We start from the raw sequence: 19,267 nt of genomic DNA, 5'->3' as shown, positions 1-19,267 counted from the left end.
GCGTCGGGCCCGGCTCGTCACCAGCCGGCCGACGGGCCCGTCAGCTCCCTGATCGCGGGGCGGGCCGCGTCGAGCACGGTCATGAACCACGACGAGAAGGTGTCCTTGGCGTGCCGCTCCGCCAGTTCGGCGGCGGTGACGAACGCGACCTCGCCCACCTCCTCCTGGTCCGGGCGCACCGGGGCCTGCACCATGCCGACGAAGAGGTGGTTGTACTCCTGCTCCACCAGGCCCGAGTCCGGGTCGGGGTGGTTGTAGCGGACCGTCCCCGCCTCGGCGAGCAGCGACGGGGAGACGCCGAGTTCCTCGTGCGTGCGCCGGGCCGCGGCCGCGAAGGGCGCCTCGCCGGGGTAGGGGTGACCGCAGCAGGTGTTGGACCACACGCCGGGGGAGTGGTACTTGCCGAGCGCCCGCCGCTGGAGCAGCAGCCGGCCGTACTCGTCGAAGAGGAACACGGAGAAGGCGCGGTGCAGCTGCCCCGGGGGCTGATGGGCGGCGAGCTTCTCCGCGGTGCCGATCGTCACACCGTTCTCGTCGACCAGTTCCAGCAAAATCGCGTCTGCGGCGCCGTTCGACGGGCTGTGTGTCGCGGTCGCAGGTGTGATCGGCATAGCCATCCTTCACGTCGGTCTTCGCGCCCCAAGTGTGCCGTACGAATCCGGCACTCCCGGCAGTTGATCGTGCCCGGCGCGGCGGGCACGGAACCGTCCGAAGGGGTGCTGTGGGCATGAGGACGCGACCGACCACCGGATCGCTGCATTCCGACCGTACTGGCGTCTTGTCGGACCGTACGGATGTTCAGTGGCAGAGCCGCGCCTCGTGCTCGGCGTGCCCGCTCGGCTCCAGCTGGAAGGTGCAGTGCTCCACGTCGAAGTGGTCGCCGAGACAGCCCTGCAGCTCGTGCAGCATCTTCTCGTGGCCGATCCCGTTGAGGATGTCGGAGCTGACCACCACGTGCGCCGACAGCACCGGCATGCCGGACGTGATCGTCCAGGCGTGCAGATCGTGGACGTCCTCGACGCCGTCGAGGGCGAGTATGTGGGACCGCACCTCGGCCATGTCGACGCCCTTCGGAGCCGACTCCAGCAGCACGTCGAGGGTCTCGCGCAGCAGCTTGAAGGTGCGCGGCACGATCATCAGGCCGATGACCAGCGAGGCGATCGGGTCGGCGGCCTGCCAGCCGGTGACCAGGATGACCGCCGCCGAGATCAGCACCGCGAGCGAGCCGAGCGCGTCCGCCGCCACCTCGAGGAACGCGCCGCGCACGTTCAGGCTCTCCTTCTGGCCCCGCATCAGCAGCGTCAGCGAGATCATGTTCGCGACCAGGCCGATGGCGCCGAACACGATCATCAGGCCGCCCTCGGTGTCCGCCGGCGTGAAGAACCGCTCGACGGCCTCGTACAGGACGTAGCCGCCGACGCCCAGCAGGAGCAGGCAGTTCGCGAGGGCGGCGAGGATCTCCGCGCGGGCGTAGCCGAAGGTGCGCTTCGTGCTCGGCGGCCGGTTCGCGAAGTGGATCGCGAGCAGGGCCATGCCCAGGCCCACCGCGTCCGTCGCCATGTGCGCCGCGTCCGCGACCAGGGCGAGCGAGTCGGCGACGACGCCCCCGACGATCTCGACCAGCATGACGGCGAGCGTGATCGACAGCGCGACGCGCAGCCTTCCGCGATACGCGGCAGCAGCCGTACCGCTCGTCGGCACGTGCGTATGCCCGTGCCCGTGGTCGTGCCCAGCCCCCATGAGAAAGCCGCCCTTCTGCGGTCCGTCGGACGATCGAATGTGCGTTCCGGGATCACAGTCAACTACGGGTGGGGGGTATGGGGCAACGCGGCATTGAACACCGTTGTCATATGCTCTGACCTGCGGAAACGAGTGTGCAGGTCAGAGCCTGGGTGGTCAGCCGCCGTGGTGCAGCAGCCAGCCCCGCCATGCCGACTCGACCATCTCGCGTACCCCGCGCCGGGCCGTCCAGCCGAGTTCCGCGGCGGCCAGCGAGGCCGAGGCGACCGCGCGGGGGGAGTCCCCGGGACGCCGCGCCTCGACGAGCGCGGGCCGCCGATCCCCGGTGACCTCGCCGATCACCGTGATCAGCTCGCGCACGGACACCCCCTCGCCGCGACCGATGTTGACCGTCAGGTCGCCGCTCACGCCCGGGTCCGTCAGCCGTCGAGCCGCCGCCAGGTGCGCCTCGGCGAGGTCGGCCACATGGATGTAGTCACGGACGCAGGTGCCGTCCGGCGTCGGATAGTCGTCGCCGAAGATCCGCGGGGCCTCGTCCCGGGTGAGCCGGTCGAAGACCATCGGGACGATGTTGAAGACGCCCGTGTCGGCCAGCTCGGGCGAGGCGGCCCCCGCGACGTTGAAATAGCGCAGGCACACCGTCGCGATGCCGTGCGCCCGGCCCGCCGCCCGCACCAGCCACTCCCCGGCCAGCTTGGTCTCGCCGTACGGGTTCACCGGCGCGCACGCGGTGTCCTCCGTGATCAGGTCGACGTCCGGGGCGCCGTAGACGGCCGCGGACGACGAGAACACGAACCGCCTGATCCCGGCCTCGGCCACCGCCGCCAGGAGCGTGCCGAGACCGCCCACGTTCTCCTGGTAGTAGCGCGTCGGCTGTGCCACGGACTCACCGACCTGCTTGCGCGCGGCGAGATGCACCACCCCGGTCACCGCGTGCTCGGCGAACACCCGCTTGAGCAGCTCGCCGTCCAGCGACGAGCCCTCGACGAGCGGGATCCGCGACGGGAGCCGCGCGGGAACCCCGGCCGAGAGGTCGTCCAGTACGAGAACGCGCTCGCCGGCGTCGGTCATGGCCCGCGCCACATGTGCCCCGATGTAGCCGGCTCCGCCTGTGATCAGCCATGTCATGGTGGCCCACCCTATGCCGAGGCGCCGGCGCCGGATGCAATGTCCCCGATGCCCCGGTCTGCGGGCGCGGGTTTGTGGGCCGGCCCCCGGATCCCCGATGATGATCGCGGCGAGGCGCCGGGCGAACCACATTGATCGCTCCGCCGAACGGGTGGTGAACGCAGGCTTCCAACCATCCGATAGCCTCTGCCGACATGCCGCTCGGCCGTCACCGGCAAGGGGCGCCCCCACACATGCACATGACCGGCGCGAACACGCCGGCACCCAGGGAGTGAGTTCGGTTGTCGACCGCCATCCTCACCGGTCAGCCGGTCCCCGGATCGTCGATCGAGGGCGATCTGCGGTCGCTCGGCTACGACGTGCGGGTCGCCACCGACCCGGCCGACGCCGAGACCCTCCTCGCCCAGGTGCCCGGCGACCAGCGGGTCGCCGTCGTCGACGCCCGTTTCGTCGGCCACCTGCACGCCCTGCGCCTCGGCCTGACCGACCCGCGCTTCCCGCTCGCCGCGATCCCGGGCGCCGTGACCGCCCAGGCCGCCGGACGGCAGGCCCTGACCCGTGCCATGGCCCGCGAGACCTCCGCGGACGGCGGTGCGGCGGTCGCCGTGGACAGCCTCGCCGACCGCATCGTCACCGCCCTCGACGCCGACGGCACCGACGTGCACCGCCCCGAGCTCGGCAGCCTGGTCGCCGTGGTCCCGGCCGACCCGCAGGCCCGCAACGAGGCCCGGCAGTCCGTCGCCTCCGTCGACGACGAGGCCGTGCGCCTGAGGTCGGCCGTGAAGGCCCGCGACGGCTTCTTCACGACGTTCTGCATCAGCCCGTACTCCCGCTACATCGCCCGCTGGTGCGCCCGCCGGGGTCTGACCCCGAACCAGGTCACCACCGCCTCCCTGGTCACCGCCCTCATCGCGGCGGGCTGCGCGGCCACCGGCACCCGGGGCGGCTTCGTCGCGGCCGGCATCCTGCTGATCTTCTCCTTCGTCCTCGACTGCGCCGACGGCCAGCTCGCCCGCTACTCCCTGCAGTACTCCACGCTCGGCGCCTGGCTCGACGCCACCTTCGACCGCGCCAAGGAGTACGCCTACTACGCCGGCCTCGCCCTGGGCGCGGCCCGCGGCGGCGACGACGTGTGGGCCCTGGCCCTCGGCGCGATGGTCCTGCAGACCTGCCGGCACGTCGTCGACTTCTCCTTCAACGAGGCCAACCACGACGCCACGGCCAACACCAGCCCCACCGCCGCTCTCTCCGACAAGCTCGACAGCGTCGGATGGACGGTGTGGGTGCGCCGGATGATCGTCCTGCCGATCGGCGAGCGCTGGGCGATGATCGCGGTGCTGACGGCGCTCACCACACCTCGCATCACCTTCTACGCGCTGCTCATCGGCTGCGCCTTCGCGGCGACGTACACCACGGCGGGCCGTGTGCTGCGCTCGGTGACCCGCAGGGCCGAGCGCACCGACCGGGCCGCGCAGGCGCTCGCGGACCTGGCCGACAACGGCCCGCTCGCCGAGGGACTGAGCAAGGTCGCCTGGCCGCTGAAGACCCCGTTCGCCTCGGCGCTCATGGGCGCCGCCGCGATGCTGTTCACCGTCGCCCTGGCCCCGCACGGCAGCCGGCTTCCCGCCCTGGTCGCCGTCTTCTACGTCGCGCTCAGCGCCCTGGCGCTCGCCCGCCCCCTCAAGGGCGCCCTCGACTGGCTGGTCCCGCCCCTCTTCCGCGCCGCCGAGTACGGCACCGTTCTGATCCTCGCGGCCAAGGCGGACGTGAACGGAGCCCTTCCTGCGGCTTTCGGGCTGGTGGCCGCGGTCGCCTACCATCACTACGACACGGTGTACCGCATCCGCGGCAACGCCGGAGCGCCCCCGGCCTGGCTGGTGCGCGCCATCGGGGGGCACGAAGGACGGACGCTGCTCGTCACCGTCCTCGCCGCGGTGCTCTCCGCCTCGCAGTTCACGGTCGCGCTCACGGTCCTCGCCGTGGCCGTGGCCCTGGTGGTGCTCGTCGAGAGCATCCGCTTCTGGGTGTCCGCCCACAAGGGTGGCGCGCCCGCCGTACACGATGAAGGAGAACCCGCATGATCGGCCTCGTGCTGGCGGCCGGCGCCGGACGGCGTCTGCGCCCCTACACCGACAGCCTTCCCAAGGCTCTGGTGCCGGTGGGCCCCGCGGGCATAGAGGGCGAACCCACGGTTCTCGACCTCACCCTCGGCAACTTCGCCGAGATCGGTCTCACCGAGGTCGCGGTCATCGTCGGCTACCGCAAGGAGGCCGTGTACGCGCGCAAGGAGGCGCTGGAGGCGAAGTACGGCCTCAAGCTCACCCTCATCGACAACGACAAGGCCGAGGAGTGGAACAACGCCTACTCCCTGTGGTGCGGCCGTGACGCACTCAAGGACGGCGTGATCCTCGCCAACGGCGACACCGTCCACCCGGTCTCCGTCGAGAAGACGCTGCTCGCAGCCCGCGGCGACGGCAAGAAGATCATCCTCGCCCTGGACACGGTGAAGGACCTCGCCGACGAGGAGATGAAGGTCGTCGTCGACCCCGCCCGGGGCATGACGAAGATCACCAAGCTGATGGACCCCGCCGAGGCCACCGGCGAGTACATCGGCGTCACCCTCATCGAGGGCGACGCCGCCCCCGAGCTGGCCGACGCCCTGAAGACCGTCTGGGAGACCGACCCGCAGCAGTTCTACGAGCACGGCTACCAGGAGCTCGTGAACCGCGGCTTCCGGATCGACGTGGCGCCGATCGGCGACGTCAAGTGGGTGGAGATCGACAACCACGACGATCTGGCCCGCGGACGGGAGATCGCGTGCCAGTACTGACCCGGCTCATCCCCTCGCCGGTCGTCGTGGACATCCGCCCGGGTGCCCTCGACGACCTGGCCTGCGTGCTCGCCGACGAGCGCATCTCGCACTCCGGCAAGCTGGCCGTCGCCGTCAGCAACGGCTCCGGGGCCCGGCTCAAGGAGCGGCTCGCTCCCGCGCTGCCCGGCGCCAGCTGGTACGAGGTCGGCGGCGGCACCCTCGACGACGCGGTCCGGCTGGCGAGCGACATAAAGGCCGGCCACTACGACGCGGTCGTCGGCCTCGGCGGCGGCAAGATCATCGACTGTGCCAAGTTCGCCGCGGCGCGCGTCGGCCTGCCCCTGGTCGCCGTACCGACGAACCTCGCGCACGACGGCCTGTGCTCGCCGGTCGCCACCCTCGACAACGACGCGGGCCGCGGCTCCTACGGTGTGCCGAACCCGATCGCCGTCGTCATCGACCTCGACGTCATCCACGAGGCCCCGGCCCGCTTCGTGCGCGCCGGCATCGGTGACGCCATCTCCAACGTCTCCGCGATCGCCGACTGGGAGCTCGCCCACCGCGTCACGGGCGAGAAGATCGACGGCCTCGCCGCCGCGATCGCCCGCCAGGCCGGTGAGGCGGTGCTCCGGCACCCCGGCGGCATAGGGGACACCGACTTCCTGCAGGTACTGGCCGAGGCGCTGGTGCTGAGCGGTATCGCGATGTCGGTGTCGGGTGACTCCCGCCCGTCCTCCGGGGCGTGCCACGAGATCAACCACGCCTTCGACCTGCTGTTCCCCAAGCGCGCGGCCGCGCACGGCGAGCAGTGCGGTCTGGGCGCGGCCTTCGCGATGTACCTGCGCGGAGCCCACGAGGAGTCGGCCTTCATGGCCGAGGTGCTGCGTCGGCACGGGCTGCCGGTACTGCCCAAGGAGATCGGCTTCACGGACGACGAGTTCGTCCGCGTCGTGGACTTCGCTCCGCAGACCCGGCCCGGCCGCTTCACGATCCTCGAACACCTCGACCTGACAACCGACCAGATCAAGGACATCTACGCCGACTATGTCAAGGCCATCGGTAGCTGAACTCCGCCCCGTCGTTCACCCCGCGGGGGTGAAGGACAGGCGCAGCGGTGAGCACTGGATGGGACGCCTCTACATGCGTGAGGTGTCCCTGCGGGTCGACCGCTACCTGGTGAACACCAGGGTCACGCCCAACCAGCTCACGTACCTGATGACCGTCTTCGGCGTGCTCGCGGCCCCGGCGCTCCTCGTGCCGGGGATCCCGGGTGCCGTGCTCGGTGTGGTGTGCGTCCAGCTCTATCTGCTGCTGGACTGCGTCGACGGCGAGATCGCCCGCTGGAAGAAGCAGTACTCCCTCAACGGTGTCTACCTGGACCGCGTCGGCGCCTACCTCACCGATGCCGCCGTGCTCGTCGGCTTCGGTCTGCGCGCCGCCGACCTGTGGGGCAGCGGCCGTATCGACTGGCTGTGGGCGTTCCTCGGCACCCTGGCCGCGCTCGGCGCCATCCTGATCAAGGCGGAGACCGACCTCGTCGGCGTCGCCCGCCACCAGGCCGGCAAGCCCCCGGTCAAGGAGACCGCCTCCGAGATGCGCTCCTCCGGGATGGCGCTGGCCCGCAAGGCCGCCGCCGCGCTCAAGTTCCACCGTCTGATCCTCGGCATCGAGGCGTCCCTGCTGATCCTGGCCCTGGCCATCGCCGACCAGGTCCGCGGCGACCTCTTCTTCTCCCGGCTCGGTGTGGCCGTGCTCGCCGGTGTCGCGCTGCTGCAGACCCTGCTGCACCTCGTCTCCATCCTCGCCTCCAGCAGGCTGAAGTGAGCGGCATGGGCTCCTCACCGGCAACCTCGCCGAAGGTCGGCGCGGTCATCATCACCATGGGCAACCGCCCCGACGAGCTGCGTGCCCTGCTCGACTCGGTCGCCAAGCAGGACGGCGACCGGGTCGAGGTGGTCGTCGTCGGCAACGGCTCGCCGGTACCGGACGTCCCCGAGGGCGTCCGCACCGTCGAGCTGCCCGAGAACCTCGGCATCCCCGGCGGGCGCAACGTCGGCATCGAGGCCTTCGGCCCCAGCGGCCGCGACGTCGACATCCTGCTCTTCCTCGACGACGACGGCCTCCTCGCCCACCACGACACCGCCGAGCTGTGCCGCCAGGCGTTCGAGGCCGACCCGAAGCTCGGCATCATCAGCTTCCGGATCGCCGACCCGGACACCGGCGTCACCCAGCGCCGGCACGTCCCGAGGCTGCGGGCCTCCGACCCGATGCGCTCCTCCCGGGTCACCACCTTCCTCGGCGGCGCGAACGCCGTCCGCACCCAGGTCTTCGCCGAAGTCGGCGGTCTCCCGGACGAATTCTTCTACGCCCACGAGGAAACCGACCTGGCATGGCGGGCCCTCGACGCGGGCTGGATGATCGACTACCGGTCCGACATGGTGCTGTACCACCCCACGACCGCGCCCTCGCGGCACGCGGTCTACCACCGCATGGTCGCCCGCAACCGTGTCTGGCTCGCCCGCCGCAACCTCCCGGCCCTCCTCGTCCCGGTCTATCTGGGCGTCTGGATGCTGCTCACCCTCGTCCGCCGGCCCTCCCGCCCCGCCCTGAAGGCATGGTTCGGCGGATTCCGGGAAGGGTGGACCACTGCCTGCGGTCCACGCCGGCCCATGAAGTGGCGTACGGTGTGGCGGCTGACTCGACTGGGCCGGCCTCCCGTCATCTGACAAGCTCGGTCCTGAGAGCCCCCGGGCCCCGTCCGGGCCCCAGGTTCATGCCATGCCCGCACAGGCTGCGCATCTCGAAGACGAAAGTTTCAACTGGTGAGTGAGACAACGCACGACGGCGGAGTCGCGGTGAGCGCGGCTCCGTCGCCCGACGAGGGCCTCACGGCGGCACAGCTCGCCGCCAAGTACGGGCTGTCCGTGAGCGGCGCCCGCCCCTCGCTGTTCCAGTACGTCCGCCAGCTCTGGGACCGGCGGCACTTCATCCTCGCGTTCTCGCGGGCGAAGCTGACCGCCCAGTACAGCCAGGCGAAGCTCGGCCAGCTCTGGCAGGTGGCGACCCCGCTGCTGAACGCGGCCGTGTACTTCTTCATCTTCGGGCTGCTGCTGGGGGCCCGGGAGGGCATCCCGCACGACATCTACGTGCCGTTCCTGGTGACCGGGGTGTTCGTCTTCACCTTCACCCAGAGCTCGGTGCTCGCGGGCGTGCGAGCCATCTCCGGCAACCTCGGCCTGGTGCGCGCGCTGCATTTCCCCCGGGCCTCGCTGCCGATCTCGTTCGCGCTGCAGCAGCTCCAGCAGCTGCTGTTCTCGATGGTCGTGCTGGTCGTGATCATGGTGGCCTTCGGCACCTACCCCGACCTGTCCTGGCTGCTCGTGGTGCCCGTGCTGGTCCTGCAGTTCGTCTTCAACACCGGGCTTGCGCTGATCTTCGCCCGGATGGGAAGCAAGACGCCCGACCTCGCTCAGCTGATGCCGTTCGTGCTGCGCACCTGGATGTACGCGTCCGGCGTGATGTTCAGCATTCCCGCGATGCTCGCGGGCAAGGACGTGCCGGGCTGGCTCTCGGACGTCCTGCAGTGGAACCCCGCCGCGATCTACATGGACCTGGTCCGCTTCGCGATGATCGACGGCTACGGCTCCTCCTATCTGCCCCCGCACGTGTGGGCCTTCGCACTGGGCTGGGCGCTGCTGGCCGGTGCGGTCGGCTTCGTCTACTTCTGGAAGGCGGAAGAGAGGTACGGCCGTGGCTGAGCCGAAGAAGGACGGTCCGCGCGTCCCCACCGTCATCGCCGACGAGCTGCACATCGTCTACCGCGTCAACGGCGCCAAGTCCGGCAAGGGCAGTGCCACCGCCGCGCTCAGCCGCATCCTCAAGCGCGGCGAGGAGCGGGGCGTGCGCAAGGTGCACGCCGTCCGCGGTGTCTCCTTCGTCGCCTACCGCGGCGAGGCCATCGGCCTGATCGGCTCCAACGGCTCCGGGAAGTCCACCCTGCTGCGGGCCATCGCCGGTCTGCTGCCCGCCGAGAAGGGCAAGGTCTACACCGACGGCCAGCCCTCGCTGCTCGGCGTGAACGCGGCCCTGATGAACGACCTGACCGGCGAGCGCAACGTCATATTGGGCGGGCTCGCCATGGGCATGTCCCGCGAGGAGATCAAGGCCCGCTACCAGCAGATCGTCGACTTCTCCGGCATCAACGAGAAGGGCGACTTCATCACGCTGCCGATGCGGACGTACTCCTCCGGCATGGCGGCCCGGCTGCGGTTCTCCATCGCCGCGGCCAAGGACCACGACGTCCTCATGATCGACGAGGCGCTGGCCACGGGCGACCGCAAGTTCCAGAAGCGCTCCGAGGAGCGCATCCGCGAGCTGCGCAAGGAAGCCGGCACCGTGTTCCTCGTCAGCCACAACAACAAGTCGATCCGCGACACCTGCGACCGCGTCCTGTGGCTGGAACGCGGCGAGCTGCGGATGGACGGCCCTACGGACGAGGTCCTCAAGGAGTACGAGAAGTTCACGGGCAAGTAGTCCACCCCGGCATGGGCCATGTGGCCCAGGACGCTTGACCGGGCCCCGCCGGAACTGCCCCCGCGGGGCCCCGCGTCTGCAAAGGAAACGTCAACTCCGGCTGGCGGTAGGAATCTTGACGCCAATCGGTGCGTTGTTGTGATGCGCAGGACACCCTCACAGGCCCCGCCCCGTTGTACAACGTAAGCTGTACCGGTACCGAAACGCGGCAAGTGGGGCGATAAGGAACGGCGCCCTCCCTCAGGGCTGTGCCGCGGACGGCCGGGCGGCGTGTCCGAAATAGTATGCATTGGGTCGGCGGTGTAGAACGGGAGATGTGACGGCAATGGCTACGGAAACTCCCCAGCTCCACGCAGCACGTGCCGTCCCCGCCCCGGGCAGTCCACGGTGACGGGAACGCGCACCCGCGCAGGTGACCCAGAGCGCGACACGCTCGACAAGGCCGCCACGGAGAACTTCCCCGTGGCGCCGTTCTTCCTGCCCAGGGCCTGGCGCACCGACCTCATGGCCGTCTACGGATTCGCCCGTCTGGTGGACGACATCGGCGACGGCGACCTCGCTCCCGGCGGTGCCGACGCCCGGCTGCTCGGTGTGTCGCCCGAGGACGCCGAGGAACCCCTCGTCCTGCTCGACGCCTTCGAGGCCGACCTGCGCCGGGTCTTCGACGGCACCCCGCGCCACCCCCTGCTGCGCCGCCTCCAGCCGACCGTCCGCCGCCGCTCGCTGACCCCCGAGCCCTTCCTCGGCCTGATCGCCGCCAACCGCCAGGACCAGCTCGTCGGACGGTACGAGACCTACGACGATCTCCTTGCCTACTGCGAACTGTCCGCCAACCCCGTCGGCCGTCTGGTCCTCGCGGTCACCGGTACCGCGACGCCCGAGCGGATCCGCCGCTCCGACGCGGTGTGCACCGCGCTGCAGATCGTGGAGCACCTTCAGGACATCGCCGAGGACCTCGGCCGTGACCGGATCTATCTGCCCGCCGCGGACATGAAACGCTTCCACGTCCAGGAAACCGATCTCGCCGCCGAAACGGCGGGCGCATCGGTGCGCGCGCTGGTGGCGTACGAAGCCGAACGTGCCCAGGACCTCCTGAGTGAAGGCACCCCCTTGGTGGGTAGCGTCCACGGCAGGCTGAAGCTGCTGCTCGCGGGTTTCGTGGCGGGGGGAAGGGCGGCGATCGGCGCGATCGCCGCCGCCGAATACGACGTACTTCCCGGCCCGCCCAAAGCCAGCAGGTTCCAGTTGCTGCGTGAGGTGGGCGTGACTCTGCGAGGAGAGGGGTGATCCGGACCGTGGAGTCTGCACCACACGCGTCCGCACCGGTACTCGCCGCCTACAGCTACTGCGAGGCCGTCACCGGGCGGCAGGCCCGTAACTTCGCGTACGGCATCCGCCTGCTGCCCACGCCCAAGCGCCGCGCGATGTCGGCGCTGTACGCGTTCTCGCGCCGCGTCGACGACATCGGCGACGGCGCCCTGACCGACGAGGTCAAGGTCGCCAGGCTGGAGGACACCCGGGAGCTGCTGACCCGGATCCGTGACCGGGCGGTCGACGAGGACGACATCGACCCGGTGGCCGTCGCCCTCGCCCATGCCGCCGACACCTTCCCGATCCCGCTCGGCGGCCTCGACGAACTCATCGACGGGGTCCTGATGGACGTACGCGGCGAGACCTACGAGACCTGGGACGACCTCAAGGTCTACTGCCGCTGTGTCGCAGGCGCCATCGGACGGCTCTCGCTCGGCGTGTTCGGCACGGAACCGGGGGCGCGCGGAGTCGAGCGCGCGCCGGAGTACGCCGACACGCTCGGGCTGGCGCTCCAGCTCACCAACATCCTGCGCGACGTCCGCGAGGACGGCGAGGGCGGGCGTACCTATCTGCCCTCCGACGACCTCGCCAAATTCGGCTGCTCGGTCGGCTTCAGCGGACCGACACCACCGGAGGGCTCCGACTTCGCGGGCCTCGTGCACTTCGAAGTGCGACGGGCCCGCGCTCTTTTCGCCGAGGGCTACCGGCTGCTGCCGATGCTGGACCGGCGCAGCGGCGCCTGCGTCGCCGCCATGGCCGGCATCTACCGCCGCCTCCTCGACCGCATCGAGCGCGACCCGCAGGCGGTGCTGCGCGGCCGCGTCTCGCTGCCGGGGCGCGAGAAGGCGTACGTCGCCGTGCGCGGCCTGAGCGGGCTGGACACCCGGCATGTGACCCGCCGAAGCGTCAGTCGTGCGGTCAGGAGGCGTGCCTGATGGACATTCCGGTCCGAGGTGATGCCACCGGTGAAAAGCGGCGGGCAACCCTCCGCCGTCCGGCCGCGTCCCTGACGGAGACGACCGGCCGTGCGGCGTTCACCCACCCGCACGACGGTCGCGCAGGGGAGGGTGCACGATGACCGACGGCACGCGGCCCGACGAGGCGCTCGCGGACATCTACGGCGGCTCCGGGAAGCACGCCGTCGTGGTCGGCGGCGGCCTCGCCGGCATCACCGCCGCGCTCTCCCTGGCCGACGCCGGGGTGCGGGTCACCCTGGTCGAGGGCCGGCCGAGGCTCGGCGGCCTCGCGTTCTCCTTCCAGCGCGGCGAACTGACCGTCGACAACGGACAGCACGTGTACCTGCGCTGCTGCACCGCCTACCGGTGGTTCCTCGACCGGATCGAGGGGGCCGCGCTGGCACCGCTGCAGGATCGTCTCGACGTGCCCGTGCTGGACGTCGCGCGGCCCGAGGGGCGGCGGCTCGGCAGGCTGCGGCGCGACGCGCTGCCCGTACCCCTGCACCTCGGCCGGAGCCTGGCGACGTATCCGCATCTCTCCCTCGCCGATCGCGCCAGGGTCGGACGTGCCGCGCTCGCGCTCAAGGGCCTCGACCTCGGCGACCCTGCCCTGGACGCCCAGGACTTCGGCAGCTGGCTCGCCGAGCACGGCCAGTCGACGCGTGCCGTCGAGGCCCTGTGGGACCTGGTCGGGGTCGCCACCCTGAACGCGGTCGCGGGCGACGCCTCGCTGGGGCTGGCCGCGATGGTGTTCAAGACCGGTCTGCTCTCCGACCCGGGCGCCGCCGACATCGGCTGGGCACGCGTCCCGCTCGGCGACCTGCACGACCGGCTGGCTCGCAAGGCGCTCGAGTCCGCGGGCGTGCGCGTCGAGGTCCGTACCCGCGTCACCGCCATCACCCCTGAGGGGAACGGAGGCTGGAGCGTCCAGGTTCCCGGCGAGACGCTCCGGGCGGACGCCGTCGTACTGGCCGTGGCCCAGCGCGAGGCGTACGACCTGCTGCCCGGCGGTGCCCTCGACGCTCCCGAGCGGCTGCTGGAGATCGGGACCGCCCCGATCCTCAACGTCCATGTCGTGTACGGCCGCAAGGTGCTCGGCAAGCCCTTCTTCGCGGCCCTCGGCACCCCGGTGCAGTGGGTGTTCGACCGCACCGAGGCCTCGGGACTGCGCGAGGGCCAGTACCTCGCCCTGTCCCAGTCGGCCGCGCAGGACGAGATCGACGAGCCCGTCGCCGCGCTGCGCGAGCGGTACCTGCCGGAGCTGGAGCGGCTCTTGCCCAGGACGCGCGGCGCCGAAGTGAAGGACTTCTTCGTCACCCGGGAGCGCACGGCGACGTTCGCCCCCACCCCCGGCGTCGGGCGGCTGCGGCCCGGCGCCCGTACCCAGGCACCCGGCCTCTACCTGGCCGGAGCGTGGACCGCCACAGGGTGGCCCGCGACCATGGAGAGTGCGGTCCGCAGCGGCGTGAGTGCGGCCGGCGCCGCGCTGAGCGCCCTGGGCCGGCCCCGCCCCGGTCACCTCTTCGACGTCGAGGAGGCGGCCTGATGCTGAACCAGCACACCGAGGCAGGCCCCCGCACCCCCGGTACCGCAACAAGAGGAGAGACTGTGCCCACTGTGCCCCCGGCCGAGAAGGCCGCTCGAGAGACCGCGGCGGACGTGGCCGCGCTCCTGGAGCGCGGGAGGACCCTGGCCACACCGGTACTGCGGGCGGCGATCGACCGCCTGGCCCCTCCCATGGACACCGTTTCCGCCTACCACTTCGGCTGGATCGACGCCGAGGGCAACCCCACGGCCGGCGACGGCGGCAAGGCCGTACGCCCCGCCCTCGCGGTGCTCTCCGCCGAGGTCACCGGCGCCGCGCCCGAGATCGGCATCCCCGGCGCCGTCGCCGTCGAACTCGTCCACAACTTCTCCCTCCTGCACGACGACCTGATGGACGGCGACGAACAGCGCCGCCACCGCGACACCGTCTGGAAGGTGCACGGCCCCGCCCAGGCCATCCTCGTCGGCGACGCCCTGTTCGCCCTCGCCAACGAGGTCCTGCTGGAGCTCGGCACCGTCGAGGCCGGCCGTGCCACCCGCCGTCTGACCACCGCCACCCGCGCCCTGATCGACGGTCAGGCGCAGGACATCTCCTACGAGCACCGCGACCGCGTCAGCGTCGAGGAGTGCCTGGAGATGGAGGGCAACAAGACCGGCGCCCTGCTCGCCTGCGCCAGCTCCATCGGAGCGGTGCTCGGCGGCGCCGACGACCGTACCGCCGACGCCCTGGAGAGGTACGGCTACCACCTGGGCCTGGCCTTCCAGGCCGTCGACGACCTGCTCGGCATCTGGGGCGACCCGGTGTCCACCGGTAAGCAGACCTGGAGCGACCTGCGCCAGCGCAAGAAGTCCCTGCCGGTGGTGGCCGCGCTCGCGGCGGGCGGCGACGCCTCCGACCGGCTCGGCGACATCCTCGCCGCCGACGCCAAGGGCAGCGACTTCGCGAACTTCTCCGAGGAGGAGTTCGCGGCCCGCGCCGCCCTCATCGAGGAGGCGGGCGGCCGCGAGTGGACCGCCGAAGAGGCGCGCCGCCAGCACACCGTCGCCGTCGAGGCCCTCGACGCCGTCGACATGCCCGAGCGGGTGCGGACGCAGTTCACGGCGCTGGCCGACTTCGTCGTCGTACGGAAGAGATGATCACCACCGGGCGAAAAGAGATGATCAATATCGGTCGAATAGCCCTCGCGTAGTCGCCGGCCGGTGCCGCTGGAAGCAGCGCACCGGCCGACGGCGGACCCACAGCAGACGCACTACCAGGAGCACTGCACGAAGGGGAAGCCATGACAGCGACGACCGACGGAAGCACCGGGGCGCTCCCGCCCCGGGCAGCCGCGGCCAGCGACATCGAGATCGAGACCCCCGTGGCGGCCGGGGCCCACGAAGCCGCCGTGCACGCGGTCCGGCGCGCCACCGACTTCCTGCTCTCCAGGCAGGACGCCCAGGGCTGGTGGAAGGGCGACCTCGAAACGAACGTCACGATGGACGCCGAGGACCTGCTGCTCCGTCAGTTCCTGGGCATCCGCGACGAGAGGACCACGCAGGCCGCCGCGCTCTTCATCCGCGGCGAGCAGCGCGAGGACGGCACCTGGGCGACCTTCCACGGCGGCCCCGGCGAGCTCTCCACCACCGTCGAGGCGTACGTCGCCCTCCGCCTGGCCGGCGACGCGCCCGACGCCCCGCACATGGCGAGAGCCGCCGCCTGGATCCGCGAGCGGGGCGGCATCGCGGCCGCGCGCGTGTTCACCCGCATCTGGCTCGCCCTGTTCGGCTGGTGGAAGTGGGAGGACCTGCCCGAACTCCCGCCGGAACTGATCTACTTCCCGAAGTGGGTGCCGCTCAACATCTACGACTTCGGCTGCTGGGCCCGGCAGACCATCGTCCCGTTGACGATCGTCTCCGCCAAGCGGCCGGTGCGGCCCGCGCCCTTCCCGCTCGACGAGCTGCACACCGATCCCGCGCACCCCAATCCGCCCAAACCCCTTGCCCCGGCGGCGACTTGGGACGGCGCCTTCCAGCGGCTCGACAAGGCGCTGCACCAGCTGCGCAAGGTGGCCCCCCGCAAGCTGCGCAGGGCCGCCATGAACAGCGCGGCCCGCTGGATCATCGAGCGGCAGGAGAACGACGGCTGCTGGGGCGGCATCCAGCCGCCGGCGGTGTACTCGATCATCGCCCTGCATCTGCTCGGCTACGACCTCGAACACCCCGTGATGCGCGAGGGCTTGGCCTCCCTGGACCGGTTCGCCGTCTGGCGCGAGGACGGGGCCCGGATGATCGAGGCCTGCCAGTCACCGGTCTGGGACACCTGCCTGGCGACCATCGCGCTGGCGGACGCCGGAGTGCCCGCCGACCATCCGCAGCTCGTCAAGGCCGCGGACTGGATGCTGGGCGAGGAGATCGTGCGCCCCGGCGACTGGGCGGTCAAGCGCCCTCACCTTCCGCCGGGCGGCTGGGCGTTCGAGTTCCACAACGACAACTACCCCGACATCGACGACACCGCCGAGGTGGTCCTCGCCCTGCGGCGCGTCAGGCACCACGACCCCGAGCGGGTCGAGAAGGCGATCGGCCGCGGGGTGCGCTGGACCCTCGGGATGCAGTCGCGCAACGGGGCGTGGGGCGCCTTCGACGTCGACAACACCAGCCCGTTCCCCAACCGGCTGCCCTTCTGCGACTTCGGCGAGGTCATCGACCCACCGTCGGCCGACGTCACCGCGCACGTCGTCGAGATGCTCGCGGTCGAGGGCCTCGCCCACGATCCGCGTACCCGGCGCGGCATCCGGTGGCTGCTCGCCGAACAGGAGCCGGACGGCTCGTGGTTCGGGCGCTGGGGCGTCAACTACGTCTACGGCACCGGATCGGTCGTACCCGCCCTGGTGGCCGCGGGCTTCCCGGGCTCGCACCCGGCGATCCGGCGCGCGGTGGCCTGGCTGGAGTCCGTCCAGAACGACGACGGCGGCTGGGGCGAGGACCTGCGCTCCTACAAGTACGTCAGCCAGTGGAGCGGCCGGGGCGCCTCGACCGCCTCGCAGACCGCGTGGGCGCTGATGGCCCTGCTGGCCGCGGGCGAGAAGGACTCCAAGGCCGTCGAACGGGGCGTTCAGTGGCTCGCGGCCACCCAGCGCGAGGACGGCTCCTGGGACGAGCCGTACTTCACCGGTACCGGGTTCCCGTGGGACTTCTCGATCAACTACCACCTCTATCGCCAGGTCTTCCCGCTGACCGCGCTCGGCCGGTACGTCCACGGGGAGCCCTTCGCCGAGAAGCCCACCGCCTCCGAGGGGTTGGCGACCTCCGGAAAACCGCTCGCCGAGGCCAAGGGGAGCTGATGAGCGCCAAGCCCGCCCCGGCCCCGCTGCTGATCGCCTGTGCGCTCGGCATCGAGCAGTTCGCCCTGCGCACCAGCGACCGCGGCGGCGCCGGCGGGCCCGTCACCGTGCTCCGTACGGGCATGGGGCCCAAGGCGGCCGAGCGCTCCGTCACCCGGGCCCTGGCGGAGCCGGCGCTGAGCGGGGCCGCCGTGCTCGCCACGGGCTTCTGCGCCGGTCTCGCCCCCGGGATGCACCCCGGCGACCTGGTGGTCGCCGAGGAGGCCCGGGATCCGGGGGGATCCACCGCGTGCGTCGGGACCGAGCTCCTCGTCAAGGAACTCGTGCGGACCGTCCCGGGCCGCACCGTCCACACCGGCCCGCTCACCGGCTCCGACCACGTCATCCGTGGTCAGGAACGCTCCGAGCTGCTGGCGACCGGCGCGATCGCGGTCGACATGGAGTCGGCGGCCACGCTCCTGAGCGCCGTGCGCGCGGGCGAGCGCCCGGTTGCGGCCGTCCGGGTGGTCGTGGACGCTCCAGAACATGAACTCGTCCGGATCGGCACGTTGCGCGGTGGAATATCGGCTTTCCGCGTTCTTCGTTCCGTCCTGCCCGCTTTCTTCGAATGGCACCGTTCTTTGCTGCTCCCCAGGAGGTGAGCCAGATGGCCATGCCACTGCGTCAGTCCATCAAGGTCGCTACTTACTTGGCCGAACAGAAGCTGCGCAGGCGGGAAAAGTTTCCGCTGATCGTCGAGCTGGAGCCGTTGTACGCCTGCAACCTCAAGTGCGAGGGCTGCGGCAAGATCCAGCACCCCGCCGGAGTCCTGAAGCAGCGCATGCCGGTGGCCCAGGCCGTGGGGGCGGTGCTCGAATCCGGCGCGCCGATGGTGTCCATCGCCGGCGGCGAGCCCCTGATGCACCCGCAGATCCACGAGATCGCTCGGCAGTTGGTGGCCAGGCGGAAGTACGTGTTCCTGTGCACCAACGCCATGCTGCTGCGCAAGAAGATGGACGACTTCACGCCCTCGCCCTACTTCGCCTTCGCCGTGCACATCGACGGCCTGCGCGAGCGGCACGACGAGTCGGTGGCGAAGGAAGGCGTGTTCGACGAGGCCGTGGCGGCCATCAAGGAGGCCAAGAGGCGCGGCTTCCGGGTCACCACCAACTCGACCTTCTTCAACACGGACACCCCGCAGACGATCGTCGAGGTCCTCAACTACCTCAACGACGACCTCAAGGTCGACGAGATGATGATCTCGCCCGCCTACGCCTACGAGAAGGCCCCCGACCAGGAGCACTTCCTCGGCGTCGAGCAGACCCGCGAGCTGTTCAGAAAGGCCTTCGCGGGCGGCAACCGGCGCCGCTGGCGGCTCAACCACTCGCCCCTCTTCCTGGACTTCCTGGAGGGCAAGGTCGACTTCCCGTGCACCGCGTGGGCGATCCCGAACTACTCCCTCTTCGGCTGGCAGCGCCCCTGCTACCTGATGAGCGACGGGTACGTCCCGACGTACCGGGAGCTGATCGAGGACACCGACTGGGACAAGTACGGCCGTGGCAAGGACCCGCGCTGCGCCAACTGCATGGCGCACTGCGGCTACGAGCCGACCGCCGTCCTCGCCACCATGGGCTCGCTCAAGGAGTCGCTGCGCGCCCTGCGCGAGACGGTCTCCGGGAACCGGGAGTGACGCCATGACCGCCGTCCCCTTGGGCGTCCCCGAGGTACCCCTCCGGCCGATCGCCGAGCGTCGTGTGTCGCGGCGGATCCAGGTCGGTCCGGTGGCGGTCGGGGGCGGTGCCCCGGTGTCGGTGCAGTCGATGACGACGACCCGTACGTCGGACGTCGGCGCCACCCTCCAGCAGATCGCCGAGCTCACGGCCTCCGGCTGCCAGATCGTCCGCGTCGCCTGCCCCACCCAGGACGACGCCGACGCCCTG

At 71.1% G+C, this 19,267-nt stretch carries 19 protein-coding genes; 16 read left to right on the top strand and 3 right to left on the bottom strand.

Features of this window, described 5'->3' with window-relative positions; genetic code table 11:
- Positions 1-17: 17 nt before the first annotated feature.
- The 3 genes from idi to galE all read right to left on the bottom strand — a co-directional run bounded on the left by idi (position 18) and on the right by galE (position 2,868).
- The gene (gene idi / locus ACWCPI_RS32695) at positions 18-611 is read right to left on the bottom strand and encodes an isopentenyl-diphosphate Delta-isomerase (RefSeq protein WP_388806312.1); all 594 of its coding nucleotides are present in this window, start codon (positions 609-611) and stop codon (positions 18-20) included.
- Between the two features lie 187 nt (positions 612-798).
- Positions 799-1,740: a cation diffusion facilitator family transporter gene (locus ACWCPI_RS32690; RefSeq protein WP_451041572.1), complete on the bottom strand. Its 942-nt coding sequence runs from the start codon at positions 1,738-1,740 to the stop codon at positions 799-801.
- Between the two features lie 156 nt (positions 1,741-1,896).
- Entirely contained in the window at positions 1,897-2,868 is a 972-nt protein-coding gene (galE, locus tag ACWCPI_RS32685) for a UDP-glucose 4-epimerase GalE (RefSeq protein ID WP_451041571.1), read from the bottom strand.
- Between the two features lie 281 nt (positions 2,869-3,149).
- Between galE and ACWCPI_RS32680 the strand changes: the two genes are divergently transcribed.
- From ACWCPI_RS32680 to ACWCPI_RS32605, 16 genes are all read left to right on the top strand, one after another.
- Complete coding sequence (locus ACWCPI_RS32680; protein ID WP_451041570.1) at positions 3,150-4,949, top strand: DUF5941 domain-containing protein; 1,800 nt, start codon at positions 3,150-3,152, stop codon at positions 4,947-4,949.
- A complete protein-coding gene (locus ACWCPI_RS32675; RefSeq protein WP_451041569.1) occupies positions 4,946-5,698 on the top strand; it encodes a phosphocholine cytidylyltransferase family protein in 753 nt (250 codons plus the stop codon). Before ACWCPI_RS32680 ends, ACWCPI_RS32675 begins: the two co-directional genes overlap by 4 nt.
- Complete coding sequence (locus tag ACWCPI_RS32670) at positions 5,686-6,747, top strand: iron-containing alcohol dehydrogenase family protein (protein WP_451041568.1); 1,062 nt, start codon at positions 5,686-5,688, stop codon at positions 6,745-6,747. The genes ACWCPI_RS32675 and ACWCPI_RS32670 overlap by 13 nt, the downstream gene beginning before the upstream one ends.
- A complete protein-coding gene (locus ACWCPI_RS32665; RefSeq protein WP_451041567.1) occupies positions 6,725-7,504 on the top strand; it encodes a CDP-alcohol phosphatidyltransferase family protein in 780 nt (259 codons plus the stop codon). The genes ACWCPI_RS32670 and ACWCPI_RS32665 overlap by 23 nt, the downstream gene beginning before the upstream one ends.
- A 5-nt stretch (positions 7,505-7,509) precedes the next feature.
- Positions 7,510-8,406: a glycosyltransferase family 2 protein gene (locus tag ACWCPI_RS32660; protein ID WP_451041566.1), complete on the top strand. Its 897-nt coding sequence runs from the start codon at positions 7,510-7,512 to the stop codon at positions 8,404-8,406.
- 96 nt (positions 8,407-8,502) lie between these two features.
- Positions 8,503-9,438: an ABC transporter permease gene (locus ACWCPI_RS32655; protein WP_451041565.1), complete on the top strand. Its 936-nt coding sequence runs from the start codon at positions 8,503-8,505 to the stop codon at positions 9,436-9,438.
- On the top strand, positions 9,431-10,213 hold the full coding sequence (locus ACWCPI_RS32650; RefSeq protein WP_451041564.1) for an ABC transporter ATP-binding protein: 783 nt from the start codon (positions 9,431-9,433) through the stop codon (positions 10,211-10,213). The genes ACWCPI_RS32655 and ACWCPI_RS32650 overlap by 8 nt, the downstream gene beginning before the upstream one ends.
- A gap of 387 nt (positions 10,214-10,600) precedes the next feature.
- The gene (gene hpnC / locus ACWCPI_RS32645; RefSeq protein ID WP_451041563.1) at positions 10,601-11,500 is read left to right on the top strand and encodes a squalene synthase HpnC; all 900 of its coding nucleotides are present in this window, start codon (positions 10,601-10,603) and stop codon (positions 11,498-11,500) included.
- Entirely contained in the window at positions 11,497-12,459 is a 963-nt protein-coding gene (hpnD, locus tag ACWCPI_RS32640) for a presqualene diphosphate synthase HpnD (protein ID WP_451041562.1), read from the top strand. Before hpnC ends, hpnD begins: the two co-directional genes overlap by 4 nt.
- Entirely contained in the window at positions 12,459-12,602 is a 144-nt protein-coding gene (locus ACWCPI_RS32635) for a DUF6380 family protein (protein ID WP_451041561.1), read from the top strand. Before hpnD ends, ACWCPI_RS32635 begins: the two co-directional genes overlap by 1 nt.
- Entirely contained in the window at positions 12,599-14,026 is a 1,428-nt protein-coding gene (hpnE, locus tag ACWCPI_RS32630; protein WP_451041560.1) for a hydroxysqualene dehydroxylase HpnE, read from the top strand. Before ACWCPI_RS32635 ends, hpnE begins: the two co-directional genes overlap by 4 nt.
- Positions 14,027-14,097: 71 nt before the next feature.
- On the top strand, positions 14,098-15,162 hold the full coding sequence (locus tag ACWCPI_RS32625) for a polyprenyl synthetase family protein (RefSeq protein ID WP_451041665.1): 1,065 nt from the start codon (positions 14,098-14,100) through the stop codon (positions 15,160-15,162).
- 143 nt (positions 15,163-15,305) lie between these two features.
- A complete protein-coding gene (gene shc / locus ACWCPI_RS32620; RefSeq protein ID WP_451041559.1) occupies positions 15,306-17,348 on the top strand; it encodes a squalene--hopene cyclase in 2,043 nt (680 codons plus the stop codon).
- Positions 17,348-17,989, top strand: coding sequence for a phosphorylase family protein (locus ACWCPI_RS32615; protein ID WP_451041558.1), 642 nt, complete (start codon positions 17,348-17,350; stop codon positions 17,987-17,989). Before shc ends, ACWCPI_RS32615 begins: the two co-directional genes overlap by 1 nt.
- Positions 17,990-17,994: 5 nt before the next feature.
- A complete protein-coding gene (hpnH, locus tag ACWCPI_RS32610) occupies positions 17,995-19,017 on the top strand; it encodes an adenosyl-hopene transferase HpnH (RefSeq protein WP_451041557.1) in 1,023 nt (340 codons plus the stop codon).
- Between the two features lie 4 nt (positions 19,018-19,021).
- Positions 19,022-19,267 (top strand): flavodoxin-dependent (E)-4-hydroxy-3-methylbut-2-enyl-diphosphate synthase (locus ACWCPI_RS32605; protein WP_451041556.1); only part of this gene is annotated, 246 nt, incomplete at its 3' end.

The sequence above is a fragment of the Streptomyces sp. NPDC001920 genome (assembly GCF_053594495.1).
Note: the sequence above shows the minus strand (reverse complement) of the source record. Positions and strands in the feature narration are given on the sequence as shown.